General features: G+C 65.6%; 22 protein-coding genes and 3 pseudogenes. 16 read left to right on the forward strand and 9 right to left on the reverse strand.

From position 1 onward, the window contains the following. Nucleotides 1–58: 58 nt before the first annotated feature. Nucleotides 59–529: pseudogene (locus GFS60_RS40325) on the reverse strand (IS481 family transposase); the annotation flags it as partial. Nucleotides 530–686: 157 nt separating this feature from the next. Here GFS60_RS40325 and GFS60_RS08935 point away from each other — a divergent pair. The 9 genes and pseudogenes from GFS60_RS08935 to GFS60_RS08975 all read left to right on the forward strand — a co-directional run bounded on the left by GFS60_RS08935 (nt 687) and on the right by GFS60_RS08975 (nt 9,270). After that, a complete protein-coding gene (locus GFS60_RS08935; protein ID WP_159920509.1) occupies nt 687–1,937 on the forward strand; it encodes a PucR family transcriptional regulator in 1,251 nt (416 codons plus the stop codon). Nucleotides 1,938–2,174: 237 nt separating this feature from the next. Next, nucleotides 2,175–3,917: pseudogene (locus tag GFS60_RS08940) on the forward strand (acyl-CoA dehydrogenase). A gap of 156 nt (nt 3,918–4,073) precedes the next feature. After that, nucleotides 4,074–4,564 (forward strand): annotated as a pseudogene (locus GFS60_RS08945) (aldehyde dehydrogenase family protein); the annotation flags it as partial. An 82-nt stretch (nt 4,565–4,646) separates the two neighbouring features. Next, a complete protein-coding gene (locus tag GFS60_RS08950; RefSeq protein WP_159920511.1) occupies nt 4,647–5,072 on the forward strand; it encodes a DoxX family protein in 426 nt (141 codons plus the stop codon). Between the two features lie 504 nt (nt 5,073–5,576). Next, the gene (locus GFS60_RS08955; protein WP_159920513.1) at nt 5,577–5,987 is read left to right on the forward strand and encodes a helix-turn-helix transcriptional regulator; all 411 of its coding nucleotides are present in this window, start codon (nt 5,577–5,579) and stop codon (nt 5,985–5,987) included. Nucleotides 5,988–6,005: 18 nt separating this feature from the next. Continuing rightward, nucleotides 6,006–6,626, forward strand: coding sequence for an NAD(P)H-binding protein (locus GFS60_RS40330; protein ID WP_159920515.1), 621 nt, complete (start codon nt 6,006–6,008; stop codon nt 6,624–6,626). Next, complete coding sequence (locus tag GFS60_RS08965) at nt 6,623–7,036, forward strand: WhiB family transcriptional regulator (protein WP_159920517.1); 414 nt, start codon at nt 6,623–6,625, stop codon at nt 7,034–7,036. Before GFS60_RS40330 ends, GFS60_RS08965 begins: the two co-directional genes overlap by 4 nt. An 899-nt stretch (nt 7,037–7,935) precedes the next feature. Then, nucleotides 7,936–8,601: a helix-turn-helix domain-containing protein gene (locus GFS60_RS08970; RefSeq protein ID WP_159920519.1), complete on the forward strand. Its 666-nt coding sequence runs from the start codon at nt 7,936–7,938 to the stop codon at nt 8,599–8,601. Nucleotides 8,602–8,673: 72 nt separating this feature from the next. Beyond that, entirely contained in the window at nt 8,674–9,270 is a 597-nt protein-coding gene (locus tag GFS60_RS08975) for a cupin domain-containing protein (protein ID WP_159920521.1), read from the forward strand. A 67-nt stretch (nt 9,271–9,337) separates the two neighbouring features. On the opposite strand, the gene GFS60_RS08980 is transcribed toward GFS60_RS08975, so the two are convergent. Continuing rightward, nucleotides 9,338–10,690 (reverse strand): ammonium transporter, encoded by a 1,353-nt coding sequence (locus GFS60_RS08980; RefSeq protein WP_159920523.1) that lies wholly within the window; start codon nt 10,688–10,690, stop codon nt 9,338–9,340. Nucleotides 10,691–10,882: 192 nt separating this feature from the next. Here GFS60_RS08980 and GFS60_RS08985 point away from each other — a divergent pair, with 192 nt between their 5' ends. After that, nucleotides 10,883–11,434, forward strand: a complete 552-nt coding sequence (locus GFS60_RS08985) for a HutD/Ves family protein (RefSeq protein WP_159920525.1) — start codon at nt 10,883–10,885, stop codon at nt 11,432–11,434. Between the two features lie 45 nt (nt 11,435–11,479). On the opposite strand, the gene GFS60_RS08990 is transcribed toward GFS60_RS08985, so the two are convergent. The 5 genes from GFS60_RS08990 to GFS60_RS09010 are packed head-to-tail and all read right to left on the reverse strand — an operon-like array spanning nt 11,480 to nt 14,947. Then, the gene (locus GFS60_RS08990) at nt 11,480–12,055 is read right to left on the reverse strand and encodes a TetR/AcrR family transcriptional regulator (RefSeq protein ID WP_159920527.1); all 576 of its coding nucleotides are present in this window, start codon (nt 12,053–12,055) and stop codon (nt 11,480–11,482) included. Then, nucleotides 12,052–13,047, reverse strand: coding sequence for a heme-dependent oxidative N-demethylase family protein (locus tag GFS60_RS08995; RefSeq protein WP_159920529.1), 996 nt, complete (start codon nt 13,045–13,047; stop codon nt 12,052–12,054). The genes GFS60_RS08990 and GFS60_RS08995 overlap by 4 nt, the downstream gene beginning before the upstream one ends. Beyond that, the gene (locus GFS60_RS09000; protein ID WP_159920531.1) at nt 13,044–14,021 is read right to left on the reverse strand and encodes a PDR/VanB family oxidoreductase; all 978 of its coding nucleotides are present in this window, start codon (nt 14,019–14,021) and stop codon (nt 13,044–13,046) included. Before GFS60_RS09000 ends, GFS60_RS08995 begins: the two co-directional genes overlap by 4 nt. Next, nucleotides 14,018–14,545 carry a dimethylamine monooxygenase subunit DmmA family protein gene (locus GFS60_RS09005; RefSeq protein ID WP_236603410.1) on the reverse strand — a complete coding sequence of 176 codons (528 nt, stop codon included), beginning with the start codon at nt 14,543–14,545 and terminating at the stop codon, nt 14,018–14,020. The genes GFS60_RS09000 and GFS60_RS09005 overlap by 4 nt, the downstream gene beginning before the upstream one ends. An 18-nt stretch (nt 14,546–14,563) precedes the next feature. Then, on the reverse strand, nt 14,564–14,947 hold the full coding sequence (locus GFS60_RS09010) for a cupin domain-containing protein (protein WP_159920535.1): 384 nt from the start codon (nt 14,945–14,947) through the stop codon (nt 14,564–14,566). Nucleotides 14,948–15,260: 313 nt separating this feature from the next. Here GFS60_RS09010 and GFS60_RS09015 point away from each other — a divergent pair, with 313 nt between their 5' ends. The 6 genes from GFS60_RS09015 to GFS60_RS09040 all read left to right on the forward strand — a co-directional run bounded on the left by GFS60_RS09015 (nt 15,261) and on the right by GFS60_RS09040 (nt 22,206). Further along, nucleotides 15,261–16,454: an NAD(P)/FAD-dependent oxidoreductase gene (locus GFS60_RS09015; protein WP_159920537.1), complete on the forward strand. Its 1,194-nt coding sequence runs from the start codon at nt 15,261–15,263 to the stop codon at nt 16,452–16,454. A gap of 45 nt (nt 16,455–16,499) precedes the next feature. Then, on the forward strand, nt 16,500–17,861 hold the full coding sequence (gene glnT, locus GFS60_RS09020; RefSeq protein ID WP_159920539.1) for a type III glutamate--ammonia ligase: 1,362 nt from the start codon (nt 16,500–16,502) through the stop codon (nt 17,859–17,861). A 24-nt stretch (nt 17,862–17,885) separates the two neighbouring features. Further along, the gene (locus GFS60_RS09025) at nt 17,886–18,782 is read left to right on the forward strand and encodes a class II glutamine amidotransferase (RefSeq protein WP_159920541.1); all 897 of its coding nucleotides are present in this window, start codon (nt 17,886–17,888) and stop codon (nt 18,780–18,782) included. Continuing rightward, nucleotides 18,770–19,468, forward strand: coding sequence for a protein glxC (locus tag GFS60_RS09030; RefSeq protein ID WP_159920543.1), 699 nt, complete (start codon nt 18,770–18,772; stop codon nt 19,466–19,468). The genes GFS60_RS09025 and GFS60_RS09030 overlap by 13 nt, the downstream gene beginning before the upstream one ends. Nucleotides 19,469–19,478: 10 nt before the next feature. Beyond that, the gene (locus GFS60_RS09035) at nt 19,479–20,825 is read left to right on the forward strand and encodes an FMN-binding glutamate synthase family protein (RefSeq protein ID WP_159920545.1); all 1,347 of its coding nucleotides are present in this window, start codon (nt 19,479–19,481) and stop codon (nt 20,823–20,825) included. Between the two features lie 103 nt (nt 20,826–20,928). Beyond that, nucleotides 20,929–22,206 carry an allantoate amidohydrolase gene (locus GFS60_RS09040; protein ID WP_159920547.1) on the forward strand — a complete coding sequence of 426 codons (1,278 nt, stop codon included), beginning with the start codon at nt 20,929–20,931 and terminating at the stop codon, nt 22,204–22,206. 16 nt (nt 22,207–22,222) lie between these two features. Here the strand turns inward: GFS60_RS09040 and GFS60_RS09045 are convergent, their stop codons facing one another. Both GFS60_RS09045 and GFS60_RS09050 read right to left on the reverse strand, forming a co-directional pair. Next, on the reverse strand, nt 22,223–22,855 hold the full coding sequence (locus GFS60_RS09045) for an IclR family transcriptional regulator (RefSeq protein WP_236603411.1): 633 nt from the start codon (nt 22,853–22,855) through the stop codon (nt 22,223–22,225). A gap of 61 nt (nt 22,856–22,916) precedes the next feature. Beyond that, nucleotides 22,917–23,414, reverse strand: a complete 498-nt coding sequence (locus tag GFS60_RS09050; protein ID WP_159920549.1) for a flavin reductase family protein — start codon at nt 23,412–23,414, stop codon at nt 22,917–22,919. Nucleotides 23,415–24,052 lie beyond the last annotated feature (638 nt).

Raw genomic sequence — 24,052 nt, forward strand, 5'->3', positions numbered from 1 at the left:
GGTCAGCTCGCCACGCTCAGCGGCCGTCAGCGGTTCCTCACGGTCCCGCTGCGCGGCATCGAGCGCGATAGCAGGAGCCGTTGTCGGTGACGGTCCGATTGATGTGGCCGACGGAAGTGTGCAGCGAAGAACCCCGGGCTCGACGAATGAATCCGATTGCGGTCAGGGTTTTCTCATCGGTCAGGGCCTCAGTGCATGCGAGTGGAAGAACCCGTCGACGACGGAGTGCAGGTACACGTAGCCGGCGCGGGCTCCGGCAGCATCACTGCTCAGTTTGGGGGTGATGCGGCGGGCTGACCATTTCTTGTCGCGGCGCAGCTTCTCGATCCGTGCCACCACCGAGGTCGGGGTGGCGGTCGGTGGGTAGTGGGGCACGCTCGGGGATCTAGCAGTCCCAGTTTCCCGAACTCGCGAAAGCAGGTCACCCATTCGCTGGCGCAGGCGCGGTAGATGCCCATCTCGGCAGCGACGTGGGCGATGGGACGGGATGGCAACGTTCGACGACTCGGCGGCGGCCTTCGACGGACAGCGGAGCGTTACGGGTTCAGCACGGACGGGATCTTCCTGTCGACGGATGCGTTGGCGGGACTTCTCATGCTGCCGTCGGAAGTCCTGTTGCCCTTCGCTCAGCCCATGCCCCACCCGGCGTCTACAACGTCATGAGTCGCAACAACTAGTGTGCAGATATGGAGGCGCTGGAGCCGGCTCACGCTGCGGAGGCTGGAAGGGGCATCGCTGCGTATTTGCTGGCGAATGTGTCCAGCCTGGCTGACGACATGCTGAAGTATCTGGTCGAGCGAATTCCGGAGGTCGGCGGGGATGACGAGCTTCGCGGCCTGACTTTGGGGTCGTGCTCGTCGAATCTCGAAGCGGTACTGTCGATGGTTCGTCACGGGATCGATGCAGCGGCTGCGGAGGCGCCGGTGACGGCGCTCGAACACGCGCGCGCAATGGCGTCACGAGGGCACAGCGTCGATGTGATGCTGCGGTTCTATCGGTTGGGTCATGCGTACTTCACCGAGAAGCTTTCCGACTCACTCACTGACTGGATCGAGGACCCTGCGGTTGCACTGAGGACGTTTATCGATCTGGAGCGCTTCGGATTTCGATACATCGATCGCATTTCCAGTCTGGTGGCTGCCGAGTACGTCGCCGAGCTCGACCGACGCCAGAACCAGGCACGCGCCGAGCGCGCCGATGTCGTGCGGGCACTGCTCGCTGGAGAACGTGTCGACGTCGCGCGCGCCGAACGTGTGCTCAGCCACCGGCTCACGGGTCGGCAGATCGGTTTCGTGTGCTGGGTCGACGAACGCGGTGTCGACCTCGAGGGATTCGCCAGGCGGGTCGGTAGGTTCCTCGGGGCTGGTCACTCACTCGTTGTGGCGGACGGCCCACTTGCGGTGTGGGGATGGGCATCGCTAACGGGGGACGTGCGGACGTCACCCAACGGCATGGCGACGGAGTTTCCCGGCGAACGCGAGAACGTTCACATCGCGGTGGGCTCACCCCATCCGGGGGCAGCAGGCTTCCGGACGTCCCATCTCGAAGCTCTACGCACACGCCGAATCATCGAACTGTCCGGGCGTGCGGCGCCATCGATCACAGAGTTCAGCGATGTTGCCTTGGTAGACGCCATCTCGCGTGACCTGGATGCGGCGAGGGCCTTCGTTTCCGCTCAGCTCGGCGAGCTCGCACGGGACGACGCGAAAGAGCGCGGCGAGCGCGCCGCGCTCCTGGCTGTTCTCGACGCGCAAGGGAGTCTGGCGACCGCCGCGAGCACCTTGGGAATCCATCGGAACACGGTCCTGCAGAGGATGCGTCGTGCCGAAGAGCGCAGAGCCAGGCCCGCGACGAGCAACATCGCCGAACTGCACGCGGCGCTGATCGTCTGCAATGTGCTGGGGGCCGCGGTGTTGCCCGAGCCGAAGCCGCGCTGACCGGGGCCCGAGCGCGCCGGATGTGCTGACAGCACACCTCAGAGGGCTGGGATGGCCTTGTCGACCGACACCGGCCGTTAGTACGTTGGCATCTCATCCAGAGAGCACGCCCGAGGAGTCCGACCCGCGACTACCTGTGCCACACCCGGCTCCGATGACCATCGGCCTACCACCCCCGACCTACCGTGACCGCACGCCATGTGCGGACTATCCAGGACTCGAAGAAGAGGACACACTATGCCAGCATGCGATGGGTTGTTGCTCAATCCAGTGAAGTACGCCCCGGAGCATTTCGATCCGCAGACGCGGCGGCTGCTGCGCGCGACGATCGACTGGTTCGAACACCGCGGTAAGCAGCGGTTGATCCAGGACTTCCACGACAAAGTCTTCTACGCAGACTTTCTGGAGTTCGTCGCGAAGGAGGGCCTGTTCGCGACGTTCCTAACCCCCGCGCGGGACGGCGCCGGCGATCCGGACAAGCGCTGGGATACCGCGCGCGTGGCGGCGCTCTCGGAGATCCTGGGCTTCTACGGTTTCAGCTACTGGTATGCGTGGCAGGTCACCGTGCTCGGGCTGGGCCCGGTGTGGCAAAGCGGCAACGACGAGGCCCGCGCCCGAGCGGTGCGCGCCCTTGCCGATGGCGGTGTCGCCGCGTTCGGCCTCTCGGAGAAGGAACACGGCGCCGACATCTACTCCACCGACATGGTCCTGACCCCCGACGGTGCCGGCGGGTACCACGCGAGCGGGTCGAAGTACTACATCGGAAACGGTAACTGCGCCAGCACCGTGTCGGTGTTCGGGCGCCTGGCCGGAATCGAGGGACCCGATCAGTACGTGTTCTTCTACGCCGACTCCGGGCACCCAAACTTCCACACAGTCAAGAACCTCGTCCCGGCGCAGATGTTCGTCGCCGAGTTCACCCTGCAGGACTAGCCGGTCACCGCGCAGGACATCCTGCACACCGGCCAGGACGCCTTCAACGCGGCACTGAACACGGTCAACATCGGCAAGTTCAACCTTTGCTTCGGCGGTATCGGCACGGCGACCCACGCTCTGTATGAGACGATCACCCACGCGCACAACCGGATCCTGTACGGGCACCCCGTCACCGACTTCCCGCACGTGCGTCGCGAGTTCGTCGACGCCTACGCCCGACTCATCGGAATGCGGCTGTTCGCCGACCGCGCGGTGGACTACTTCCGCTCCGCAAACCCCGACGACCGCCGGTACCTGCTGTTCAATCCGATCACGAAGATGAAGGTAACCACCGAGGCGCAGAAGGTGATCGGGCTGCTGTCTAATGTCGTGGCCGCCAAGGGTTTCGAGAAGGATCAGTATCTGCTGCTCGCGAAGGGGGACGTCGACGGGCTACCTAAACTCGAGGGCACTGTCGCGGTGAACCTGGCGCTGATCGCGAAGTTCATGCCTGCCTACCTGTTCGACCCCCAGCCTTACCCGCCAGTGCCCACCCGGCTCGATGCCGCCGACGACGAGTTCCTGTTTCGCCAGGGGCCTGCCCGCGGGCTGGCGAAGGTGCCGTTCCACGACTGGCGCGCGGTCTACGCCGCATCAGCCGCCATCCCGAACGTGGCCCGCTTCACTGCACAGGCCGAACACCTGGTCACTCTGCTCACCGAGGCCGCCCCGGATGCCGCCCAGCAGGGCGACCTGGACTTTGGGCTCGCCCTGACCGAACTGTTCACACTGGTCGTGTATGGGCAGCTGATTCTGGAACAAGCCGAGATCGTCGGTGTCGATGCCGAGCTGGTGGACCAAATTTTCGACGTCCTGGTCCGCGACTTCAATGCTGCGGCGGTCGGATTGCACGACAAACCCTCCACCACCGAGGCCCAACAGAAGCTCATTCTGGCAGCAATCGGCAGACCCGTCGTTGACGCGGAGCGGTTCGACCTCATCTGGCAGCGTGTCGCCGCGCTGTCCGGCGCCTATGAAATGAACCAAGGACCCCACCATGGCTGAGCACGCGTCTCACGGCGCCGCGGACCAAGACGATGGTCACGGCAGGCGTCCGAGAAATGACCGGAACCGGGCGAACAAATCGGTCCCGACCGGCACCCTCACCGCGATTCCTCGCCTCGCGGTACACACCCAACCGACCAGCCCGTGGGGGTACATATGCCTGCTCCGTCCACCGCCACGTTCATGCGGCTCGCCGACCTGATCGCCATCCCGGATGCAACCACTCGTCAGACCCGGCCGGTAATCGAAGCCTTCACCGGCAAACAATTGGCCACCGTGCCGGTCGCCACCACGCAGGACGCCAAGGACGCAATCACCCGCGCCCGGGTCGCACAGAAGAGCTGGGCCGACCGTCCGGTTGCGGAGCGGTCCGCGATCTTCCACCGCTACCGCGACCTGGTGCTGCAAAATCGCGGTGACCTGATGGACATGGCGCAGGCCGAGACCGGGAAGTCACGCGCCGCCGCCCAGAACGAGGTCCTCGACATCGCCTTGACCGCCAGGCAGTACGCGCGCGTCACACCAAGCTGTTGCGGTCAAAGCGCGTAGCCGGAATGCTTCCCGGCCTCACCAAGACGGTGGTGCGGCACCAGCTCAAGGGCATCGTGGGGGTGATCTCGCCGTGGAACTACCCGATGACGCTCGCCGCTCGTCTCGATCTACCCGGTCGCCCTGCAATGGCTCCCAGACCTCTGAGACCTCGGCGCCAAATGAAAGTTTGGCGAACCGATGCTGATATCCAACGAACTGTCCGAACCTCCCACCACCGCGATGCGCACGGTCGCCCGACTGGCCCTCTCTGGGGTGCTCGTCCTCGCCGGACTGAGCCACCTGCTCTGGGCCCGCGAGGACTTCCAAGCCCAAGTGCCCAGATCGATACCCCTGGTCCCTGACGGTGTCGTCATGGCCTCCGGCGGGGTGGAGATCATGCTCGGTGCGGACCTGGCGGTCCTGACCCGCGATCGGGTGAAAATTGGACGGATCATCGCCGCCTTCTTCATCGCAGTGTTCCCGGGAAACATCGCCCAATACCGCAACACTCGGGACGCATTCGCCCTCAACACCGACCGTCGGCGGTTCATCCTCCTATTGTTTCAGCCCGCCCTCATCGCCTGGGCACTCTGGTCCACCGCCCTTCCGACCCCCAACAGCTGAGCCAAACGCGTTGCGCGAGGACATACCGTCGAGCCGCCTATGGACTGGCGCCCAGAGCAGGTCGGGGACTGTCACTTGCTTCTCTGTCACGCACATCTAGGGACAGCCGCCTTGGTCGCACGAAAACAGAAGATAGACAAAACAATGAAGCAGTCGTTCTCAACCGGTACGGGAACACTGACGGTGTGCGGGCACGCGAAGTGCCCGCCCCGCAGTTCCGAGATGATGACCCCTCGTTTCCCCCCTATCGCGAGCCTGGATCCCTCGGACCTAAACATCGGAGTAGGAAAGCTCAAACCCATTCTGCCCAAGCATCTAACGATCGGCCTGGGCAATGGCTTGGCCGGTGTCATCGTCCGTGTCGGACCGACGGTTGATTCCAGCCGGAGATTTACACGCGAACTCGGCAAGATCGGATCGAGAAGCGAGCCGATGGTACTCGACAGGGATCACCTTCTGATGCCGCAGCCGGTGCCGCGCAGAAGGTGCGAAGGGGGCGCCACGTTGGAGAAGGGACCCGCCGCGACGAGCGCGGCCCCACAGATCCGGGATCGGGTAATTCGTGTTCTCGACGCCCAAGAGGTCGGTACCGCCTCGGCCGCCGACATCGCCCGAGCTTTGTTCGTCAGCCAGTCCCACCTGCGGCGGTTGTTGCGTCGGGACGGGACATCTCTACGTCAGTTGCGCGATGAACACCTCGCCACCCGAGCTGTCGAGGCACTGCGCCGAGGCGAACCGATCACGGTGCTGGCCCTAGAACTGGGCTTCTCCGACCCGCGGGCCTTCCGTCGAGCATTCAAGCGGTGGACCGGTTCGGCCCCAAGCACTTTCAGTGACGGACGAACCCCGCCACGACAGTCGTTCCGTGGACGCCTGTCGGTGACGAGAGAACTGGCGGCCGCAGGCAACAGGTAAGTAAAAGAAAAGGAAACCGTGGAAAGACGCAGAATCGTCTTGCTGGGTGCGACAGGAAATGCCGGGCTACGAGTGCTCCGAGGACTGCTCGCCCGCGGCGAGACGCCCACCTTGGTTGGCCGAAACCGCACCACAATGGTGGCCCTAGCCAACCGCTTCCAGGCGAATGCTCCTGTGGCCCAACTAGATAGCACCTCGACGGGCGACCTCGCGCGGCTCCTGGAACCCACCGATGTGGTGATTTCCACGGTGGGGCCATTCATGCAACTTGGTCTGGTGACGGTGGCCGCAGCGGTACAGGCGGGGGCGCACTACTCGCCCGTCGAAACTTGGGCTCGGCGACCGCGATCTTTGACCTGCCCACGCTCGCGGCGCAGCGAGGTGGAATTCTCCCTACCTGGTCTGGTCGAGATACACGAACAACCGACGGGCGATGTCGCCGACAACGGTTGCACCACCAACCAGTCGGCCAAGCCGGCGATGCCAAGGCTCATCATCTGTCCGGCTACGGTTGACGGTGTCAACTACGGACCCACGTTCGTCACTCGGCATGGGTCGAGCAACCCGACGAAGATCACCCTCAGCCCACCTGCTTGTCGACCCCTCCCAACGATGACACAGACAGGAGAATCTTGGTGATCGAACCGGACTGGAGCCGGGCACCGTGCCGCCGGAATCCGCAGTTGTGGGACGACACCGCGGACGCAGCGAACACGAGCGTCGAGACCCCGGCACAGCGCTCTATCCGCCACCGCGCGGCGGTTACGGCCTGTCGAGTGTGCCCGGTGATCGACGCGTGCCGAAGCGAGGTCGCGCTGGCGGCGAATCCAACTGGAGTATGGGCCGGTGAGGTATACCCGAGGCTCGGTCACCAGACCCGCAGTGAGATCCAATCGAAGACCGATCACCGAGCCCATGCGTCCACCGCGGCACGCCAGATCGGCCACCCGGCAGGCATCGGCGGGGATTCGGTCGATGCGGCATTCGCTGCTCTGATGACCACCATCCAAGCGCAACGCGAAGTCCCGGAGACGTCGGACACCTGCTGACTGGGAGTGCCTCTCTGCCATCATCGGGGTGACCCACGCTGATAGACATCCTCGATGTATGTTGCCGACGGCCGCCTGTCGCATCTTCGAACCCGCTGTCCAAAGATTGAGAAGTTATTGAATGGCACCAGACCCATGCCGCGCTGGAGTTTGTAGGTTGTGCAGGATCGGTGCATATCACGTGGGCTGAAACCGGGCGGCCCCCATTTTATCCGACATCGCAAGCAGTCATCATCGACGTCGCGTAGATCCCGCATGCCGATTCCTACGAGTTCGGAGAGTCGACCTCCGGTCAGCAGCGCCGTGAGCACGATCGCCAGGTCCCGTTCGGGCCACCCGTGCGTGCGCATCGTCGGGGTCACAGACCGCGGTGATCAGCCTGGTTACGGCGTCGGGGTCGAAGGCGGGGGTGACGTTTGGACATTGTCGGCCGCAGCACTGTCGGCATCGGGTTGGCTTCGAGGAGGACCCGGTCACCCGGGGCGGAATCGAGCGGCCAAGGCGCAGCCTCTCTTCGACGTCATGCCGTGCTCTCCCCCGGGCATCGGATCTGTCCGCTCGGCCTGCGCGCCGACTTTGTTGTCGGCGATCCGCCCGCGCCTCGTCGACAACAAGCGACAGTTGTCCGAGTCGTCGGGGCGTTCGCGCCCGACTTCCACGACGAGTGCGGTATCGGGCCCGTCAGCGGTGGCAAGCTGATGGTGCCTCGGTAGCACCTCTGCTTGTCAGGGGTGCGTTGGTGACCTCCTCACGCCCACGCGTTGCCGATCTCAACGTCCGCCTCGATTCAGTTGGTGGTCGATGAGGGCACCGGGGCGGCCGGGTTCTACGTATGGATTAGGGCAGTAGCACGCGAGCGGTGGTTTCCTCACAGTAAACAGCACTGCTATTGTGCTGAGGTGACGACTCGACCGGAGACCGGGGTTCACCGCGACACGGGTGATCCTGCGCCCGTCGAGCGTGAGGTGCCGTCCGATACGCCGACCGGCCCTGATCTCGAGAAGGTGATCGGCAAGCAGGTGCGCGCGCTCCGCAAGGCCAGTGGGCTTTCCGTGGGAGACATGGCGGCAAAAGTCGGAATCTCCAAGGCGATGTTGTCGAAGATCGAGAACTCGCAGACGTCATGCAGTCTGTCGACGTTGGCGCGGCTGGCGGCGGGACTGGACGTACCCGTGACATCACTGTTCCGGGGTGCGGACACTGCCCGCGACGCCGTGTACGTCGAGGCGGGGCACGGTGCGGTCATCGTCGGGCGTGGGACCCGGGTGGGGCATCACTACGAGCTTCTCGGCGCACTGCGCGGGCAGCACAAGCGACTCGAGCCGGTGCTGGTCACGCTCACCGACGCCAGCGAGACGTTTCCGTTGTTCCAGCACGCAGGGACCGAGCTGCTCTACATGCTCGAGGGCGTCATGGTGTATGGGCACGGTGAGGCCGAGTACACGCTGCGGCCGGGGGATTCGCTGCTCCTCGACGGTGAAGGTTTGCACGGCCCCAACGATCTCGTGCGGTTGCCGATCCGATTTCTCGCGGTCACCGCATATCCCGACCACCACGAGGACTGACGGCGGTCATCGGGATTTCTACCTTCCTCCGCCTCCGCGCCGGGCGTAGAGTGGCGGTTGGTTCGAAAGGTCGTGGTTACGGTGTTAGCGACAGTTCAGATAGCGTCCGACGACGGGTCCGCGCTGCCCTTCGATCGTCTGGAGCCGGTTTACCTGGCCACCGCGGGCGCGATCGGGCTCTACTACTTCGACTACGGCACCGATGCGCGGATGAGCTCGGACGAGCTCGGCGACTTCTACCTCGTTCAGATTCCGCTGTCGGGTACAGCCCGAATTACCTCTGGCGCTGAGGAGTTCGATTCGACGATGTCGGTCGCGTCGATTCTGCAGCCGGGGCGCCCGGCGACCATGCAGTGGCATGAAGGGCAATCTCAGCTGATCATCCGGCTGGCGCGCCGAAATCTCGAGGAGCACTTGCAGGAAATCCTGGGGAGCCCACTCGCTGAACCGCTGATATTCGAGACGCAGATGGAACTCGGAAGCCCCGCAATCCGCGGCTGGCGTGAGGCGGTCGAGCTGCTGGAGCGCGAGGTGGCGAATCATGATCCGATTACTGCAGATTCGGCCGCCATGGAGAAATTCGACACGATCTTGCTGAGTCAGTTCCTGTCCGCTCAGCCGAACAACTACAGCGCGATGCTGCGGAGTCTGGCTCAGAGTCTGACCTAGCTGATCACACGGTGGCCTGCCCCGCGGAGTGCCGCGGGGCAGGCCACCGGCTGTGTCGAGACCGGAATCAGGCCTTGGCGGGGTCCGCCGCCCTGGTCGTGATTGCCTCCGCACTGAGCACCGCGTCGGTGCCGTGTTTCGGGGCGCCGGTCAGTCCGACGGCATCGAGGACGTAGGCCGTCTCACCGTGTACGGACACGTCGAGGCCGTCGTATTCGCTGTCCTGGTCGGCGCGGATGCCCATGAACTTCTTCAGCGCCGCGGCGATCACCAGCGTGACGATGAAGCAGTAGCCGACAACGGCTGCCACGGCGACACATTGGCGCCACAGCACGTCGACACCGCCGCCGTAGAAGAGTCCCGCGGCGCCGCTGGGTGCGGCCGGATCTGCGAGGAATCCGATCAAAACGGTGCCGAGGATGCCGCCGACGAGGTGCACGCCGACGACGTCGAGCGCATCGTCGTAGCCGAGCCGGTACTTCCAGGACACCGCGAAGCAGCAGACCGCACCGGCAGCGCCTCCGACGACCAGAGCGCCGAGCGGTGATACGGCGCCACAGGCCGGTGTGATGGCGACCAGTGCTGCGATCAGACCTGACGCGGCGCCCAGCGACGTGGCGTGGCCTTCACGCAGTTTCTCGACGGCCAGCCAGGCGCAGATGCCTGCGCACGCCGCGGCGACGGTGTTGAGAATGACGACGGACGCGCTGTTTCCGGCGGAGAGCGCCGAGCCGCCGTTGAATCCGAACCAGCCGAAGAACAGGATGCCGGCGCCGAGCATGGTCAGGGGAAGGCTGTGCGGGCGGGGTGAGACGGGGAACGTCTTGCGGGCCCCGAGGACCAGGACGACGGCGAGAGCAGCCACGCCGGCGTTGATGTGCACGGCGGTGCCGCCGGCGAAGTCGATGGCGCCGAGGGTGTTGGCGATCCACCCGCCGATCACCGATCCGTCGGCGGAGTCGAACGCGAACACCCAGTGGGCGACGGGGAAGTAGACGAACGTTGCCCACAGTCCGGCGAACAGCATCCAGGCGCCGAATCTCATCCGGTCGGCGAGCGCACCCGAGATGAGTGCCACGGTGATGCCGGCGAACAACAGCTGGAATCCCGAGACCAGCGCGGGCGGCAGTCCGGGTTCGGCCGGCGCCTCCAGCAGCGCGCTGGAGCCGAAGAACTCGAGGGGGTCGCCCAGGAGGCCGAGACCGCCGAGGGAGTTGCCCAGCACGGTGGAGTAGCCGAACACGATCCACAGCACCCCGACGACGGCGAACGCGCCGAACGTCATCATGGCCATGTTGAGCGTGTTGCGCACGCTGACCATTCCGCCGTAGAACATGGCCAGGCCCGGCACCATGAGGCTCACTGCCGTGAAGGCCGCCAGAATCCAGGCGGTGTCGGCCGCAGCGACTGCTTCGTTCATAGTCGTCCACCTTGATCGAGGATGGCAGGACACTCTAAGCGTCCGCCGTTGGGAATCAATGTCTATTGCCAGTGAACCAAATCGGAGATTGCGAAAATAGTGCGCCGCGTGACGAATGCGTAAAGGATTGTTGTACCGTGTTGTATAGAAACAAAGTATCGTGACAGTGGACCATCTCGGTGAGGGGAATCTGTGGCCGCAGTGCGCGAGGCCCGCATCATCCGGCGCGCGGATTACCGGACCACGCCGTGGGCCAACGGCGCGGGCACCACCGCGGAGATCGCCGCCGGTGCCGTGTCCCGGTGGCGGTTCAGCGTCGCGACGCTCGAGGCGAATTCGACGTTCTCATCGTTTCCCGGGGTGGATCGGATCTTCACGGTGATCGGCGACCATCCCGCGTCACTCGACTTCGGCGACGGCCCCACCCTGATTCCGCGCCTCAGTCCGACGGCCTTCGCCGGCGAGCGCAGCCCCGACTGCGTGACGGAAGGGCCGACCGAGGCGTTCAATGTCATGGTCGACAGGTCCACCGCGGCGGCCTCCGTGGACATCGTCGACATCGGAGCGGCGCACGACGTCACCGCTGACGGGCGGCTTGCCGTCCTCGTCCTGGTCCTCGATGGGCGGCTGGCGACGGACCTCGGTCCCGTCCAACCGGGCGACTGTCTCCTCGTCGAGCAAGGGTCGGTGCGGCTGTCCGGGCAGGCGTCGGTCGTGGTGGCGGAGGTCCTCGCCTGCACGTGAGTGGCAAAGCGTACCGGGGCACACTTTGCTACTCACGTGCAGGGACTACCTCGCGCTCGAGAGGATTCGGCGCAGGCGCCCGATCGCGCGTTCGGTTGCGGGGCGGTCCTTCGCGATCAGCTGGTGCATGATGAATCCCTCGATCGCCGAGTACACCAGCAGGGTCAGGTCTTCGTCGGCGGTGATGCCCAGGCGGGTCAGCGCCTGCGACGTCGCCTCGATGTACGTGGCGTACAGGAGTTTTACGTGTGGGTGGAGGCGTGGGCTTCGCCGGGACTCGAGCATCAGTTCGTACTGGAATACCTGGAGGTCGGGGTCGCGGGCGACGAGGTCGGTGAGGTGTTCGACGAAGTGGTCGAGCGACGATCCGGCGGCGATGTCGGCGAAGACGCTTGCACTCTTGTCCAGCGCGTAGCGGAGCGCGGCGTCGAGGAGGGCGTCCGTCGACCCGGCGCTGCGCAGGACGGCGTCGTCCGAGACGCCGGCCTCACGGGCGACGGCCTGCGTCGTCAGCCCGCGCAAGCCGTCGCGGGCGATCACGGAGACCGTCGCGAGAACGAGATCGAGAGCCTGAGTGGTCTGGGGTGCCGGCCTTCGCGGCCGCCCGTCGGCCAGCGTCACGGTTCCACATTCCCGTGGTTCAGCAGCCATCTCATGCCGGGTTCCCGGGTGCGACTGATGCCCTTGTATTCGGCCATGTCCACCGGAAGGTCCTCGAGCACCCGGTACAGTCGCTCGCCCCATTCCGGAACGGTCGCGATATCGCGGAACGGAAGCAGATACGTCCGGATCAGGAACATGACGGCGCCGGAGTGGGCGAGCCGGATCAGATGCTGCACTTCGGTTCTCAGGAACAGGCGGTCCCCGACGTCGTCCAGCGGGCCGTCGGCGATGGTGCGCCGGTCCTTCCCCCACTCGGGGTAGGTCTCGGTCGACGTGTCGAGTTTGCCGTCGACGGTCAGCGTCCAGTTGGTGCGTCGGTAACTCTGGCCGGGCTCGAGCCGCATCAGGAAGTTGTGTGCGCGGATGATGATCTTCTCGCTGTGGACGCGCGGGACGGGGCCGTGGATCTCGAGGAAGCTCATGCCTACGTCGAATCCGAAGGACCAGTCCGCCGCGAACGTCACCAGTCCGGCGTCGCCCCACAGTTCGCCCTCACGCTGATCGAGCAGCACGACGTCCTCCTGGATCTGGCCGCAGATGTACACCAGCGGCGGCGCCGGCAACGTGTCGAGGTCGCCGAACACGAAGGTGTGCTCGATGCTGAGGAGGTCGTTCTTCCAGTACCACCCGTCCCCGCGCCGTGCGAGTGTCATGGTGTCGGGGTATTCGTCGGCGAGGGTGCGCATCAGCGTGAGCATCGCGTCCCAGGCGGCGGGAACCATGTGGGGCAGGCACTGGTGCCGCGACGGATCCGTGGCCAGGATGCGCTCACGTTCGGCGAGTTCCCGGTGGTAGTGGGCGTCGATGGCGATGCGGGTGTCACCCCAGCTGCCGGCCACGGTGTCGGTGGAGTGTCCGGCGGGCTCGACGTTGGTGCTGTAGCGGTACTGATCGCGGGGAAAGGGGAAGGGAAAGCGCGTGATGTCAGCACGCGAGTCGGTGGTTGTCACAGATCCAGCTCCAATCGGTCTCCTGCGGAACGTGATACGCACGGCATCATTGAATCTCCGGCGGCCTTCTCCTCGTCGGTGAGGAACAGGTCGCGGTGCTCGATCTCGCCGCCGCGAACCGACAGCCGGCATTCGCCGCATACCCCCTGGCGGCAGAGGTTCGGGACCTTGATTCCCCGGTCCAGCAACGCCTCGAGGAGGCTGGTTCCCGAGGGCACGGGGACGATCATTCCGGTGCGCCCGAGCTTGGCGGCGAAGGGTGTCCCGTCGGGCAGCGGGCCCGCCCCGAACGCCTCCGAGTGCACGCGCCCCGGTGGCCAGCCGCAGTCGCGGGCCCACTCGGCCACCGCCGCGATCATCGGCGCGGGACCGCACGTGTAGACGTGGGTGCCGAGTGGCTGGTTGGCCAGTGTGGGGATGAGGCGGTCGGCGAGTTCTCCGGGCGTCGAGACGGTGATCATCCGGTCGCCGCACAGCGTCGCCAATTCGTCGGCGTGCGCCCCCGACTGACCGCGGAAGGAGTAGATCACTTCGAACGAGCGACCCCATTCGAGGGCGGCCCGAACGTGCGACAGGATCGGCGTGACGCCGATTCCACCCGCGACCAGCAGGTGGTGCCGCGCAGTGAGTACGGGCGCGAACGCACTCCGCGGACGGCTCGCCCGGATAGTCTGTCCCGGCTGAAGGTCGTGGACCCAGCGCGAACCCCCGTGGCCGTTCTCGTCGAGCCGGACCGAGATCGCATAGTGGTCCGGCTCGATCGAGGGGCCGGTGAGCGAGTAGGAATTGTGCCGACCCTCGGCCCAGGTGACGGCGATGTGGCTGCCGGGGGTGAACGACGGCAGGGTGCGGTCCGCCGGGTCCGCGAGCACGATGTGCCGGATGCCCCGGCACAGCAACCGTGCCTCGCGCACCGTCAGAGTGAGCCCTCCGGTGATGCTCTCGCCCGCAACTGTTTCGAGGGCCGTGGTCATGGCAGTTCCTCCGAATCGGCTCGATATCCCAAATAGGCGCTGTGGCGCCGGGAGTAGTGGTAGTAGACGGTGAGTTCGGCGGAACAACCCCCGCACCGTGTCCGGCCGCCCACAGGCACCGGCACGGAGGGCGACGTGGTGTGGCAGTGCGCGCAGAACACGTCGCGCATCCAGACGCCGGGGTCGGTGATCACCACGGCGATCTCGCTGGGCACCGCGCCCGCGGAGATCAGCCGAGCACGCACCGCCCCCACCATGTGCTCGGGTCCCGCCACGACGAACCGCCACGCGATGCGCGCGTCGGACAACAGCTCGTCGAGCCCGCCGAACCCGGATCCGGCCCCGTCGTCGACGATCACCGTGCGAGTGGGAACGGGCGCCACGCGCTCGGACAGCGCGCGGAGGACCTGCGCGCCGACCGTGCGGTCCGAGACCAATACGTAGCGGGTGACGAGAGCGCCCGCTGCGAGGTCGTCGACGGCCGAGTAATCGGATCGCCACCGGGGGACGCTGGTCGACCTCATCGAAACCGCCATCGCGGATCAGGGAGCGAAGGAACGGTGGCCGACGAAGTAGGCCAACGCGCGGTCGGGGGTGGTGAAGCGGATGCGCGAGCCCTTGGGGAAGAAGATCGCGTCCTTCGCCTTCGCCACCTCGACCTGGCCGGTGTCGAGGTTCTCGAGGGTGAACTCCCCTTCGAGGACGACCTTCATCTCGTCGTAGGCATAGTAGTAGTCGAGCGGGGCGTCGGTGCGCTCGAGTTCGAAGTAGCCCGCCGACATCTCTGAGCCGTCCGGGTTGGAAAAGACATCGTCGATGTATCCCTTGGTGCCCGGGTATTCCGAGACCGGCATCTGCGGCAGGTTCTCGTGGAATCCGGCGGTGACGCGGAACGCTGCGACGGTGGGCTTGTCGGTGGTGGTCATGGGTTCTCCCTGAAGGCGTGGTGATGGGATCGGTAAGCTCCTCGACGTGAAACGAGGAGTAGCACTAGGAAACCACAGGACATATTTCGCCGACGTAAATTAAGGCAGGTTCGCTGAGGACATGCACTTCGACGCCGGAATACTTCTTGAAAGAGTCTATTAGCAGGGAGATCTGGTGATCCACCGACAACGTTGCCGTAACACGATGGACATAGTCGACGTGTTTCCTAGTGAACAACAAAAATTCCTGCGGTGAAACGCTCCGCTACTCGAGCCATAGCGTCCGATAATCCGGCCGAATGAAGGAAGCAACGTGACACAGACAGCAAAGTTCGTGATCGTCGGTGGAGGACTCGAAGGTCTCGCCATCGCCTGGTCGCTCGCGGACCGCGGAGAGACGGATGTGCTGGTCCTCGAGCGTGACACCTTGTGCTCGGGGATGACCGGCAAGTCTAGTGGCGTGGTCCGGTGCCACTACGGGACGCCGTCGCTGGCGGCGATGTCGTGGTACGGCGTCGACATCTTCGCCAGGGCCACCGAGATCTTCGGCGACGACATGGCGTTCCGGCAGTGCGGATACGTCGTCGGCGTCGGCGAAAACAACATCGACCCGCTGAAGGCGAACGTCGCGATGATGCAGGGCCTCGGCATCGACGTCGACTACATCGGCCACGACACGATGGCCGAACTGTGGCCGGGGCTGCACCTCGACGACTTCGCCGCTTTCGCCTACGAGCCTCTCGGTGGCCGTGGTGAGGCGTACATGGCGGGGATGGCGTACGGTGCGTCGGCCCGCAAGCTGGGCGTCACAATCCGGCAGAGCACGCCGGTGGCGTCGCTGCTGCAGAACGCGGGCGGCCGCGTCTACGGGGTTACGCTTGCGAACGGCGACGAGGTGCATGCCGAGCAAGTGATCCTCGCGACCGGCCCGTGGGCACCCGAACTCGGTGCCGGTGTCGGCGTCGACATCCCGGTGAAAGCCCAACGGGCGCAGCTCGTGCTGATCGATCAGGGTGTTCCGACGCCGGAGGTGCCGGTGTTGTCGGACCTCGCCGGACTGCAGTACATCTGCCGCGAGCCGAACGGCGAACTGCTGGTCGGCAACAGCGACCACGCCGCGCCCGAATACATCGACCCCGACAAGTACAGCAACCGCGCGGACGATTCCACCATCGAGAAGAACATCATGAAACTGGGAAACCGTCTGCCGGACATGCCCGACCCGCGGATCACGTCGTCCTACGTCGGCGCGTACGACGTGACGCCCGACTACAACCCGATCATCGGACCCGCACCGGTCGACGGACTGTTCCTCGCCACCGGGTTCTCCGGTCACGGTTTCAAGATCTCACCGGCGGTCGGCCGCCTTGTCGCCGACATGCTCCTCGACGACGGAAAGACGACCCTCCCGAACGTCGAGCCGTCCGACTTCAGGTACTCACGTTTCGAGGAGGGTGACCTCCTGTTCAGCCTGCACCCCTACGAGGGCGCCGGCGAGATGCGCTGAACCACAGACCCCCTCACCCCTAGACCACCAGTTCAGGAGCTACCCATGGCTGTCGACACTGCTGACGCGTTCACCGCGCAGAACATCGTGACAACCCCACCGCAGACCTTGTCCGAGGTGGCCCGGGCCACCGGAACCACCTTCATCCTCGCCCTGTTCGTCACCCTGTCCGGCAAACCGTGCGCCAAACTGGTGCCGATCGAGGCCGTCGAGCAGCTTCAGGACGACGGCGTGGGCTTCGCCGGCTACGCGGCCGGGCACATGGGGCAGGAGCCCAAGGACTCCGATCTCGTTGCGGTACCCGATGTCTCGTCGTTCACGCCGATCCCGTTCGTGAAGCCCGGACTGGCGATCGTGCACTGCGACCCGCACGTCGAGGGCAAGCCCTGGCCGTATGCGCCGCGGGTGATCCTGAAGGGGACGCTGAAGAAGGCGTCCGATCTCGGCCTGTCCGTCAACGTCGGCGCGGAGATCGAGTACTTCCTCGTCCACCGCACCGGCGACGGCGCTCTCACCACCGCGGACACCGCCGACGTCAGCCGGCAGCCGTGTTACGACGCCCGCGACGTCACCCGGATGTACGACCATCTGACCGAGGTGTCGCAGGCGATGAACGCGCTCGGGTGGGGCAATTACGCCAACGACCACGAGGACGGCAACGGGCAGTTCGAGCAGAACTTCGACTACGCCGACGCCATGACTACCGCCGACCGGGTGATCACCGCAAGGTATCTGCTGTCGGTGATCGCCGAGAAGCGCGGCATGAAGGCCACATTCATGCCCAAACCCTTCTCCGACCGCACCGGGTCGGGCATGCACCTGCACCTGTCACTGTGGAACGACGCCGGTTCGGTGTTCCCGGACGGCGACGACCCCAAGGGGCTGGGACTGTCGAGGACGGCGTACGCGTTCATCGCGGGGATTCTCGAGCATGCGTGTGCGCTGCAGGGTGTTATCGCGCCGACCGTCAACTCCTACAAGCGCACCGGGGCCACCTCGACGAGCAGCGGCGCCACCTGGTCGCCTCGCTACGCCACGTACGGTGGCAACGACCGCACCCACTACCTCCGGGTTCCGGACAAGAACCGGGTGGAACTGCGCGGCGGCGACGGCTCGGCCAACCCCTACCTGGCCGCGGCCACCGCCATCGCCGCCGGCCTGGACGGCATCGAACGCGAGCTCGACCCCGGCACTCCCGGCTCCGGCGACAGTCCCAGTGACATGCTGCCGATGACACTGCTGCACGCGATGGACGCCCTGGAATCGGATCCGGTGGTGACGGGCGCACTGGACGTCGCCGGTCCCGGGGTCGCCCAATACTTCGCGACACTCAAGCGCGAGGAGTTCTTCGCCTGGCACAACACCGTCTCCCCGTGGGAGCTCGACCACTACCTGACAGCGTTCTGAACGACCTCCCGAAAGGAGACATCCATGTGTGGAATCGTCGGACTTCACCTGCGTGAGCCGTCCCTCTACCCACAACTCGGCACCCTGCTCACCGACATGCTCGGTCAGATGTGTGACCGCGGACCCGATTCCGCAGGCATGGCCATTTACGGGGACCCGGCCTGGTCGCCGGTCGGTGAATCGACGGTCTCACTGCTCGACTGCCCCATTCCCGCAGCGGAACTCGCCGCCACGCTGTCGGCGTCACTTGACATCACCGTCACCGGAATCGACCTGTCCCCGACGACGATCCTGCACGGTGTTGTCGGCGCAGCGGATCTCGCGGCGGCCGTGCGCAGCGTGGCGCCGTCGGCACCGATCATCGGGTTCGGTGACGACCTGACCGTCCTCAAGGGCGTCGGGAACCCCATCGACCTGGCGAACCGGTTCGGGCTGCCGTCGGCGAGCGGCTGGCAGGGTGTTGCGCACACCCGCATGGCAACCGAATCCGCGGTGACCGCCGAGGGTTCGCACCCGTTCTCCGTCGGCCCCGACCAGTGCCTGGTGCACAACGGGTCGTTCTCGAACCACATGAGCATCAAGCACCAGCTCGAACGTGACGGCGTCGAATTCGACAGCGCCAACGACACCGAGGTCGGGGCGCGGTTCGTCGCCAAGCAGCTCGCCGAGGGCGTCGACCTGGAGAAGGCGCTGCTGATGCTCAACGAGACATTCGACGGTTTCTACACCCTCCTCGTCTCGACCGCCGACTCGTTCGCCGTGGTCCGCGACGCCATCTCCTGCAAGCCCGCCGTCATCGCCGAGACCGACCACTGGGTCGCGATGGCCTCCGAATACCGCGCCCTGGCGAACCTGCCCGGCGTCGACAACGCCCGAATCTTCGAGCCCGAACCGGAAGAGGTGTACGTATGGCACCGGTAGCCACCACCGAAGCGACTGTCCTGAACCTCGAGACGTCGAGTACCCGTGCCATCAACGAGCGGCTCACCTCGCCCGAAGCACCGAAGGCGGTGACCGTCACCGGCCCGCAGGGTGCGCACGCGCTGGCCTGCGGCCTCGACTCCGACATCGACGTCACCATCGACGGGCACGTCGGTTACTACTGCGCCGGCATGAACCAGCACGCGACCGTGACGGTCAACGGCAACGCCGGCGTCGGGGTCGGGGAAAACATGATGTCGGGGACCGTGCACGTCAAGGGTGATGCGTCGCAGTCCGCGGGCGCCACCGCCCACGGTGGCCTCCTCGTGATCGACGGCAATGCCGCTGCCCGCTGCGGGATTTCGATGAAGGGCGTCGACATCGTCGTCGGCGGCAACATCGGCCACATGTCCGCGTTCATGGGTCAGGCCGGCCGTCTCGTCGTCCTCGGCGACGCCGGCGAAGCGCTCGGCGACTCGCTGTACGAGGCCCGCATCTACGTGCGCGGCACCGTCGCCTCCCTCGGCGCCGACTGCATCAAGAAGGAGATGCGCGAGGAGCACCGGACGGAACTGCGGGAGCTGCTCGATCGGGCAGGTTTCGACGCCGACCCGTCCGAGTTCACCCGCTACGGCTCCGCCCGCAAGCTCTACAACTTCCACGTCGACAACGCCAGCGCCTACTAGGAGAACGCTCATGAACACCCCGAACCCGGCCCTGCGCGAATCGGCGACGTTCGACCGCGGCGTCATCTCCGAGATCCAGCGGGCCGCCGAGACCGGCATCTACGACATCCGCGGATGGGGTGCCAAGCGCAAGCTGCCGCACTTCGACGACCTGCTGTTCCTCGGCGCCTCGATGTCGCGGTACCCGCTCGAGGGCTACCGCGAGAAGTGCGACACCGATGTCGTGCTCGGCGACCGCAACGCCAAGTTCCCACTGCACCTCGACATTCCGATCACCATCGCCGGCATGAGCTTCGGCGCACTGTCCGGGCAGGCGAAGGAGGCCCTCGGCCGCGGCGCCAGCGAGGTCGGCACGTCCACCACCACCGGTGACGGCGGCATGACCCCCGAGGAACGGGGGCAGTCGAAGAACCTCGTCTACCAGTACCTGCCGTCGCGGTACGGGATGAACCCGGACGATCTGCGTAAGGCCGACGCCATCGAGATCGTCCTCGGCCAGGGTGCCAAGCCCGGCGGCGGCGGCATGCTGCTGGGGCAGAAGATCACCGAACGCGTCGCCGGGATGCGCACCCTCCCGATGGGCGTCGACCAGCGGTCGGCGTGCAGGCACCCCGACTGGACCGGCCCCGACGACCTCGCCATCAAAATCATCGAACTCCGCGAGATCACCAATTGGGAAAAGCCCATCTACATCAAGGTCGGCGCCACCCGCACCTACTACGACGTGAAACTCGCCGTGAAGGCCGGTGCCGACGTCGTCGTGGTCGACGGCATGCAGGGCGGCACCGCCGCCACCCAGGACGTGTTCATCGAACACGTCGGCATCCCCACCCTCGCCGCGATTCCGCAGGCGGTCCAGGCGCTGCAGGAACTGGGGGTGCACCGGAGCGGGGCGAGCGGAGCGACGGCGGGTAGATCCGTTCAGCTCATTGTGTCGGGCGGAATTCGCAGCGGCGCCGACGTCGCGAAGGCCATGGCGCTCGGGGCGGACGCTGTCGCGATCGGCACCGCCGCCCTGATCGCGCTGGGCGACAACAGCCCCCGCTACGCGAAGCAGTACGAGCAACTCGGCTCCGCTGCCGGGTTCTACGACGACTTCCAAGCCGGCAAGGACCCCGCCGGTATCACCACCCAAGACCCGGAACTGTCGAAGAACCTCGACCCCGTCGAGGGCGGACGGCGGCTCGCGAACTACCTGCGGGTGCTCACCATGGAGGCGCAGACCCTCGCCCGTGCCTGCGGCAAATCCCACCTGCGCAACCTCGAACCCGAGGACCTCGTCGCCCTCACCGTCGAGGCGTCGGCGATGGCCCGCGTACCCCTCGCCGGCACCACCTGGATCCCCGGCGCCCTGTAGGCGGCTCCGCCGCCCGTGCGCCTTTTTGGTAGCTGGAGCAACCAGAAAGGCGCACGGGCGCGAAGCGCCTGCCCGCTGAAACTATGAGTAGAGGACCGAGAACATGACTTCCTTCGATTCGCTGTGGGCGAGCATCCTCGATGTGGGACAGCACAAGTCGACCAGGGGATACCGAAGATTCGCGTGGAACGACGCCGACATGACGCTGCGCGAATGGTTCGCCGACTGCGCGCAGGCTCGCGGCATGAGCGTCGAGGAAGATCGCAACGGCAACCTCTGGGCGTGGTGGATGCCGAAGGGGTGGGAAGGAGACCCCCGCGATGCGTTCGTCACCGGATCGCACCTCGATTCGGTGCCCGACGGCGGCGCCTACGACGGACCCCTCGGGGTGGTGTCCGCGTTCGCTGCCATCGACATCGTCCGCGACCGGGGCATCGAACCGACCCGACCCATCGCGGTCACTGCCTTCTCCGACGAAGAGGGTGCCCGCTTCGGAGTCGCCTGTGTCGGCTCACAATTGTCCACCGGCGCACTGGCACCCGAACGTGCCCTCGCATTACGCGACAACGACGGCATCAGCCTCGGTGAAGCATTGGTCGGCGTCGGCCGCGACCCCCGCCATCTCGGCGAGGACCCCGACCTCGTCGACCGCGTCGGCGTATACGTCGAGTTGCACGTCGAGCAGGGACGCGCCCTCGACCTGATCGACAGCCCCATCGCCGTGGCCTCGTCGATCTGGCCGCACGGCCGGTGGCAGTTCGTCTTCACGGGGGAGGCCAACCACGCCGGCGCCACCCGCCTCGTTGACCGCCGCGACCCGATGCTCGCCTTCGCCTCCTCCGTCCACACCGCCCGCACTGCCGCGACTCTGCACGAGGCGGTCGCGACGTTCGGGAAGGTGCAAGTACTTCCCAACGGTGCCAACGCCATTCCGTCGGAGGTGCGGGCGTGGCTCGACGCCCGGGCCGCCGACGAGGAAACATTGTCCAAGCTGGTCCAGCAAATCACCGCGGAGGCGCAGGCCTACGCGGCCGCCGACGGTATCGGTCTCGACGTGGACGCCGAATCCGTCACACCGATCGTCGAGTTCCCGCACTCGACCCGGGAACGACTCCGCCACTCACTCGCGCACCTCGGCGACATTCCCGTTCTGCCGACCGCGGCCGGACACGACGCCGGGATCCTGTCCGCGAAGGTGCCCACGGCGATGATGTTCGTCCGCAACCCCACCGGGGTGTCCCACTCGCCCGACGAATTCGCCGAACCCGACGACTGCAACCGCGGCGCCCAAGCCCTGGCGGACGTGATGGCGGACTGGGTCAGCGAGCCCCTCCATCGCTCGAGATTCTCGCCGGGACTCGAGACCCGAACCCGATCCTGACAGACCGAACAACGTCCTACAAGGCGATTGCCGAATCTCGCCAGACGGCAGGCCGTTCGGGCAGCCGGCCGACGATCTTCTTGTTCGGCCACTCGGCCAGGAGGATCTTTCCGCTGGAGCTGGCGTGGAGCGGATAGCGTTTGCCGACCATGTGAAGCGACGTCCGCGACGTGGTACCCACGACGTGTGTACCGGCAGCGTCGGCAATGAGGTCGAGCTCATCCTTCGAGTTTGGCACCGACAAAGTGACGGTTTCGTTGAACTTGTCGGCCAACTCCTGCAGTAACGGTTGAGCGCGCGCAGCTCGACCGGCATAGGGGTTTGCGTGCCGTCCAAGTCGGGCCATTTCCGAGCCGAAGACATAGTTGTTGTCGATCCGGTCCACCAGACCGGTCCGCTCCATGCTGTGGAGCAGACGAAACGCGGTGGGGCGGGAAAGTCCGACTGCTTTGGCGAGGGTGCTCACCGTCGCACCGGTCTTGGGTCGGGAAGCAAGCTCGCGCAGGAGGCGAACCGCCTTGGTCACCGACTTGTTGGCGATCTCCGTCGGTTCGTCGGCCGTCACCGCGATCAATGTGTTCGCCTTCACCTCGTTCATGGCACCCCCGATTTGTTCGGCGCGGCCCTTCACGTCTACACGGTTCTTCATCGCTCAAAACTGCTTGGGCCGAGACTCTTCCACTCAGATAGGGGAGTGGACCGGTCGTTGATCAGGCGGCGGTGAGTTGCCGGATTCCGCCGAGTCGGCCCTGGTGGAAGACGAGGGGTTCGCCGTGTCCGGTGTCCATTTGCAGGATCCGGGCGATGACGATGACGTGGTCGCCGCCGTCGAGTTCGTGGGTGATTTCGCAGTCGACGAAGGCGTGGGCCCCGTTGATCCGGGGTGATCCGGACTCGGACAGCGACCAGTCGATGTCGGCGAACTTGTTGGGCTGTTTGCTCGAGAGGGCGCGGCAGACCGATTCCTGGCCGGCGGCGAGGACGCTGGCGCACAACCGGCCGGCGGCGCGGACCTTGGGCCAGCTGGTGGAGGTGTGGGCGACGCTGAAGCTGACCAGCGGCGGGTCCAGGGACAGCGATTGGAAGGTGCCGACCACTAGGCCGCAGGGGTATTCGGCGTCGGGGGTGATGCCGGAGAGGGCGACCACACCGGTGGGCAGGTTCCCCATCACGGTGCGGTAGTGCGCCTGATCGATGGTGCTGAGCATGGTGGCTCCTTCTCAGGGGTCTTAGGCTGGCGCGGCCGCCAGTGTCGTCAAGGACGCAGTCTGGGAAACGTTCAGATAATGAACGATACGTTCAAACTGATTAGAGTTTGCGTGCTAGGTCACATTCTGTCAAGCATTTTGGGGTCGTCTGTCGATCGCGGAGGGGGTTGCGACAAGCATGAGGCTCCGGCCGCGCCCCGGAGGCAGTCCACTGCAGGAATTCCGTGGACGGATCCATCCGCAGTTTCAACGCCTCAGCTTCTCGAGCGCGAGCGAACTCGTCTGATAGATGTTGCTGATAGGCCGATTTGAAGCGCAGGCTGCTGCGCGGGCAGGGCCTCGCGAGGACTCGACCGTCGGGGCGAGGCCCCAGTTCTCGTGGTGGCGCGAGTGGGGTGCATAACGCGAAGCAAACCTTGGTCGCGGCGACGACGTCGCCTGACGGGGTACCGGCTTGGCGACCTGTGAGCGCTATGTCACCCTTTTAACCACCGCGTTTATTATGTGAACACATGCGGAGGAGTTCCCGGCTTACTCCTTTTCTCGGGTCCCGTCCGAGTGAACTGACGACGCTACCAATCCAGTGCGCGAGCCACTCGATCGCGATGACCGCGACAACCCTTGTCCAAAGCGATTCG

This window comes from Rhodococcus sp. WAY2 (assembly GCF_009859915.1).
GTDB classification, from domain to species: domain Bacteria; phylum Actinomycetota; class Actinomycetes; order Mycobacteriales; family Mycobacteriaceae; genus Rhodococcus_F; species Rhodococcus_F oxybenzonivorans.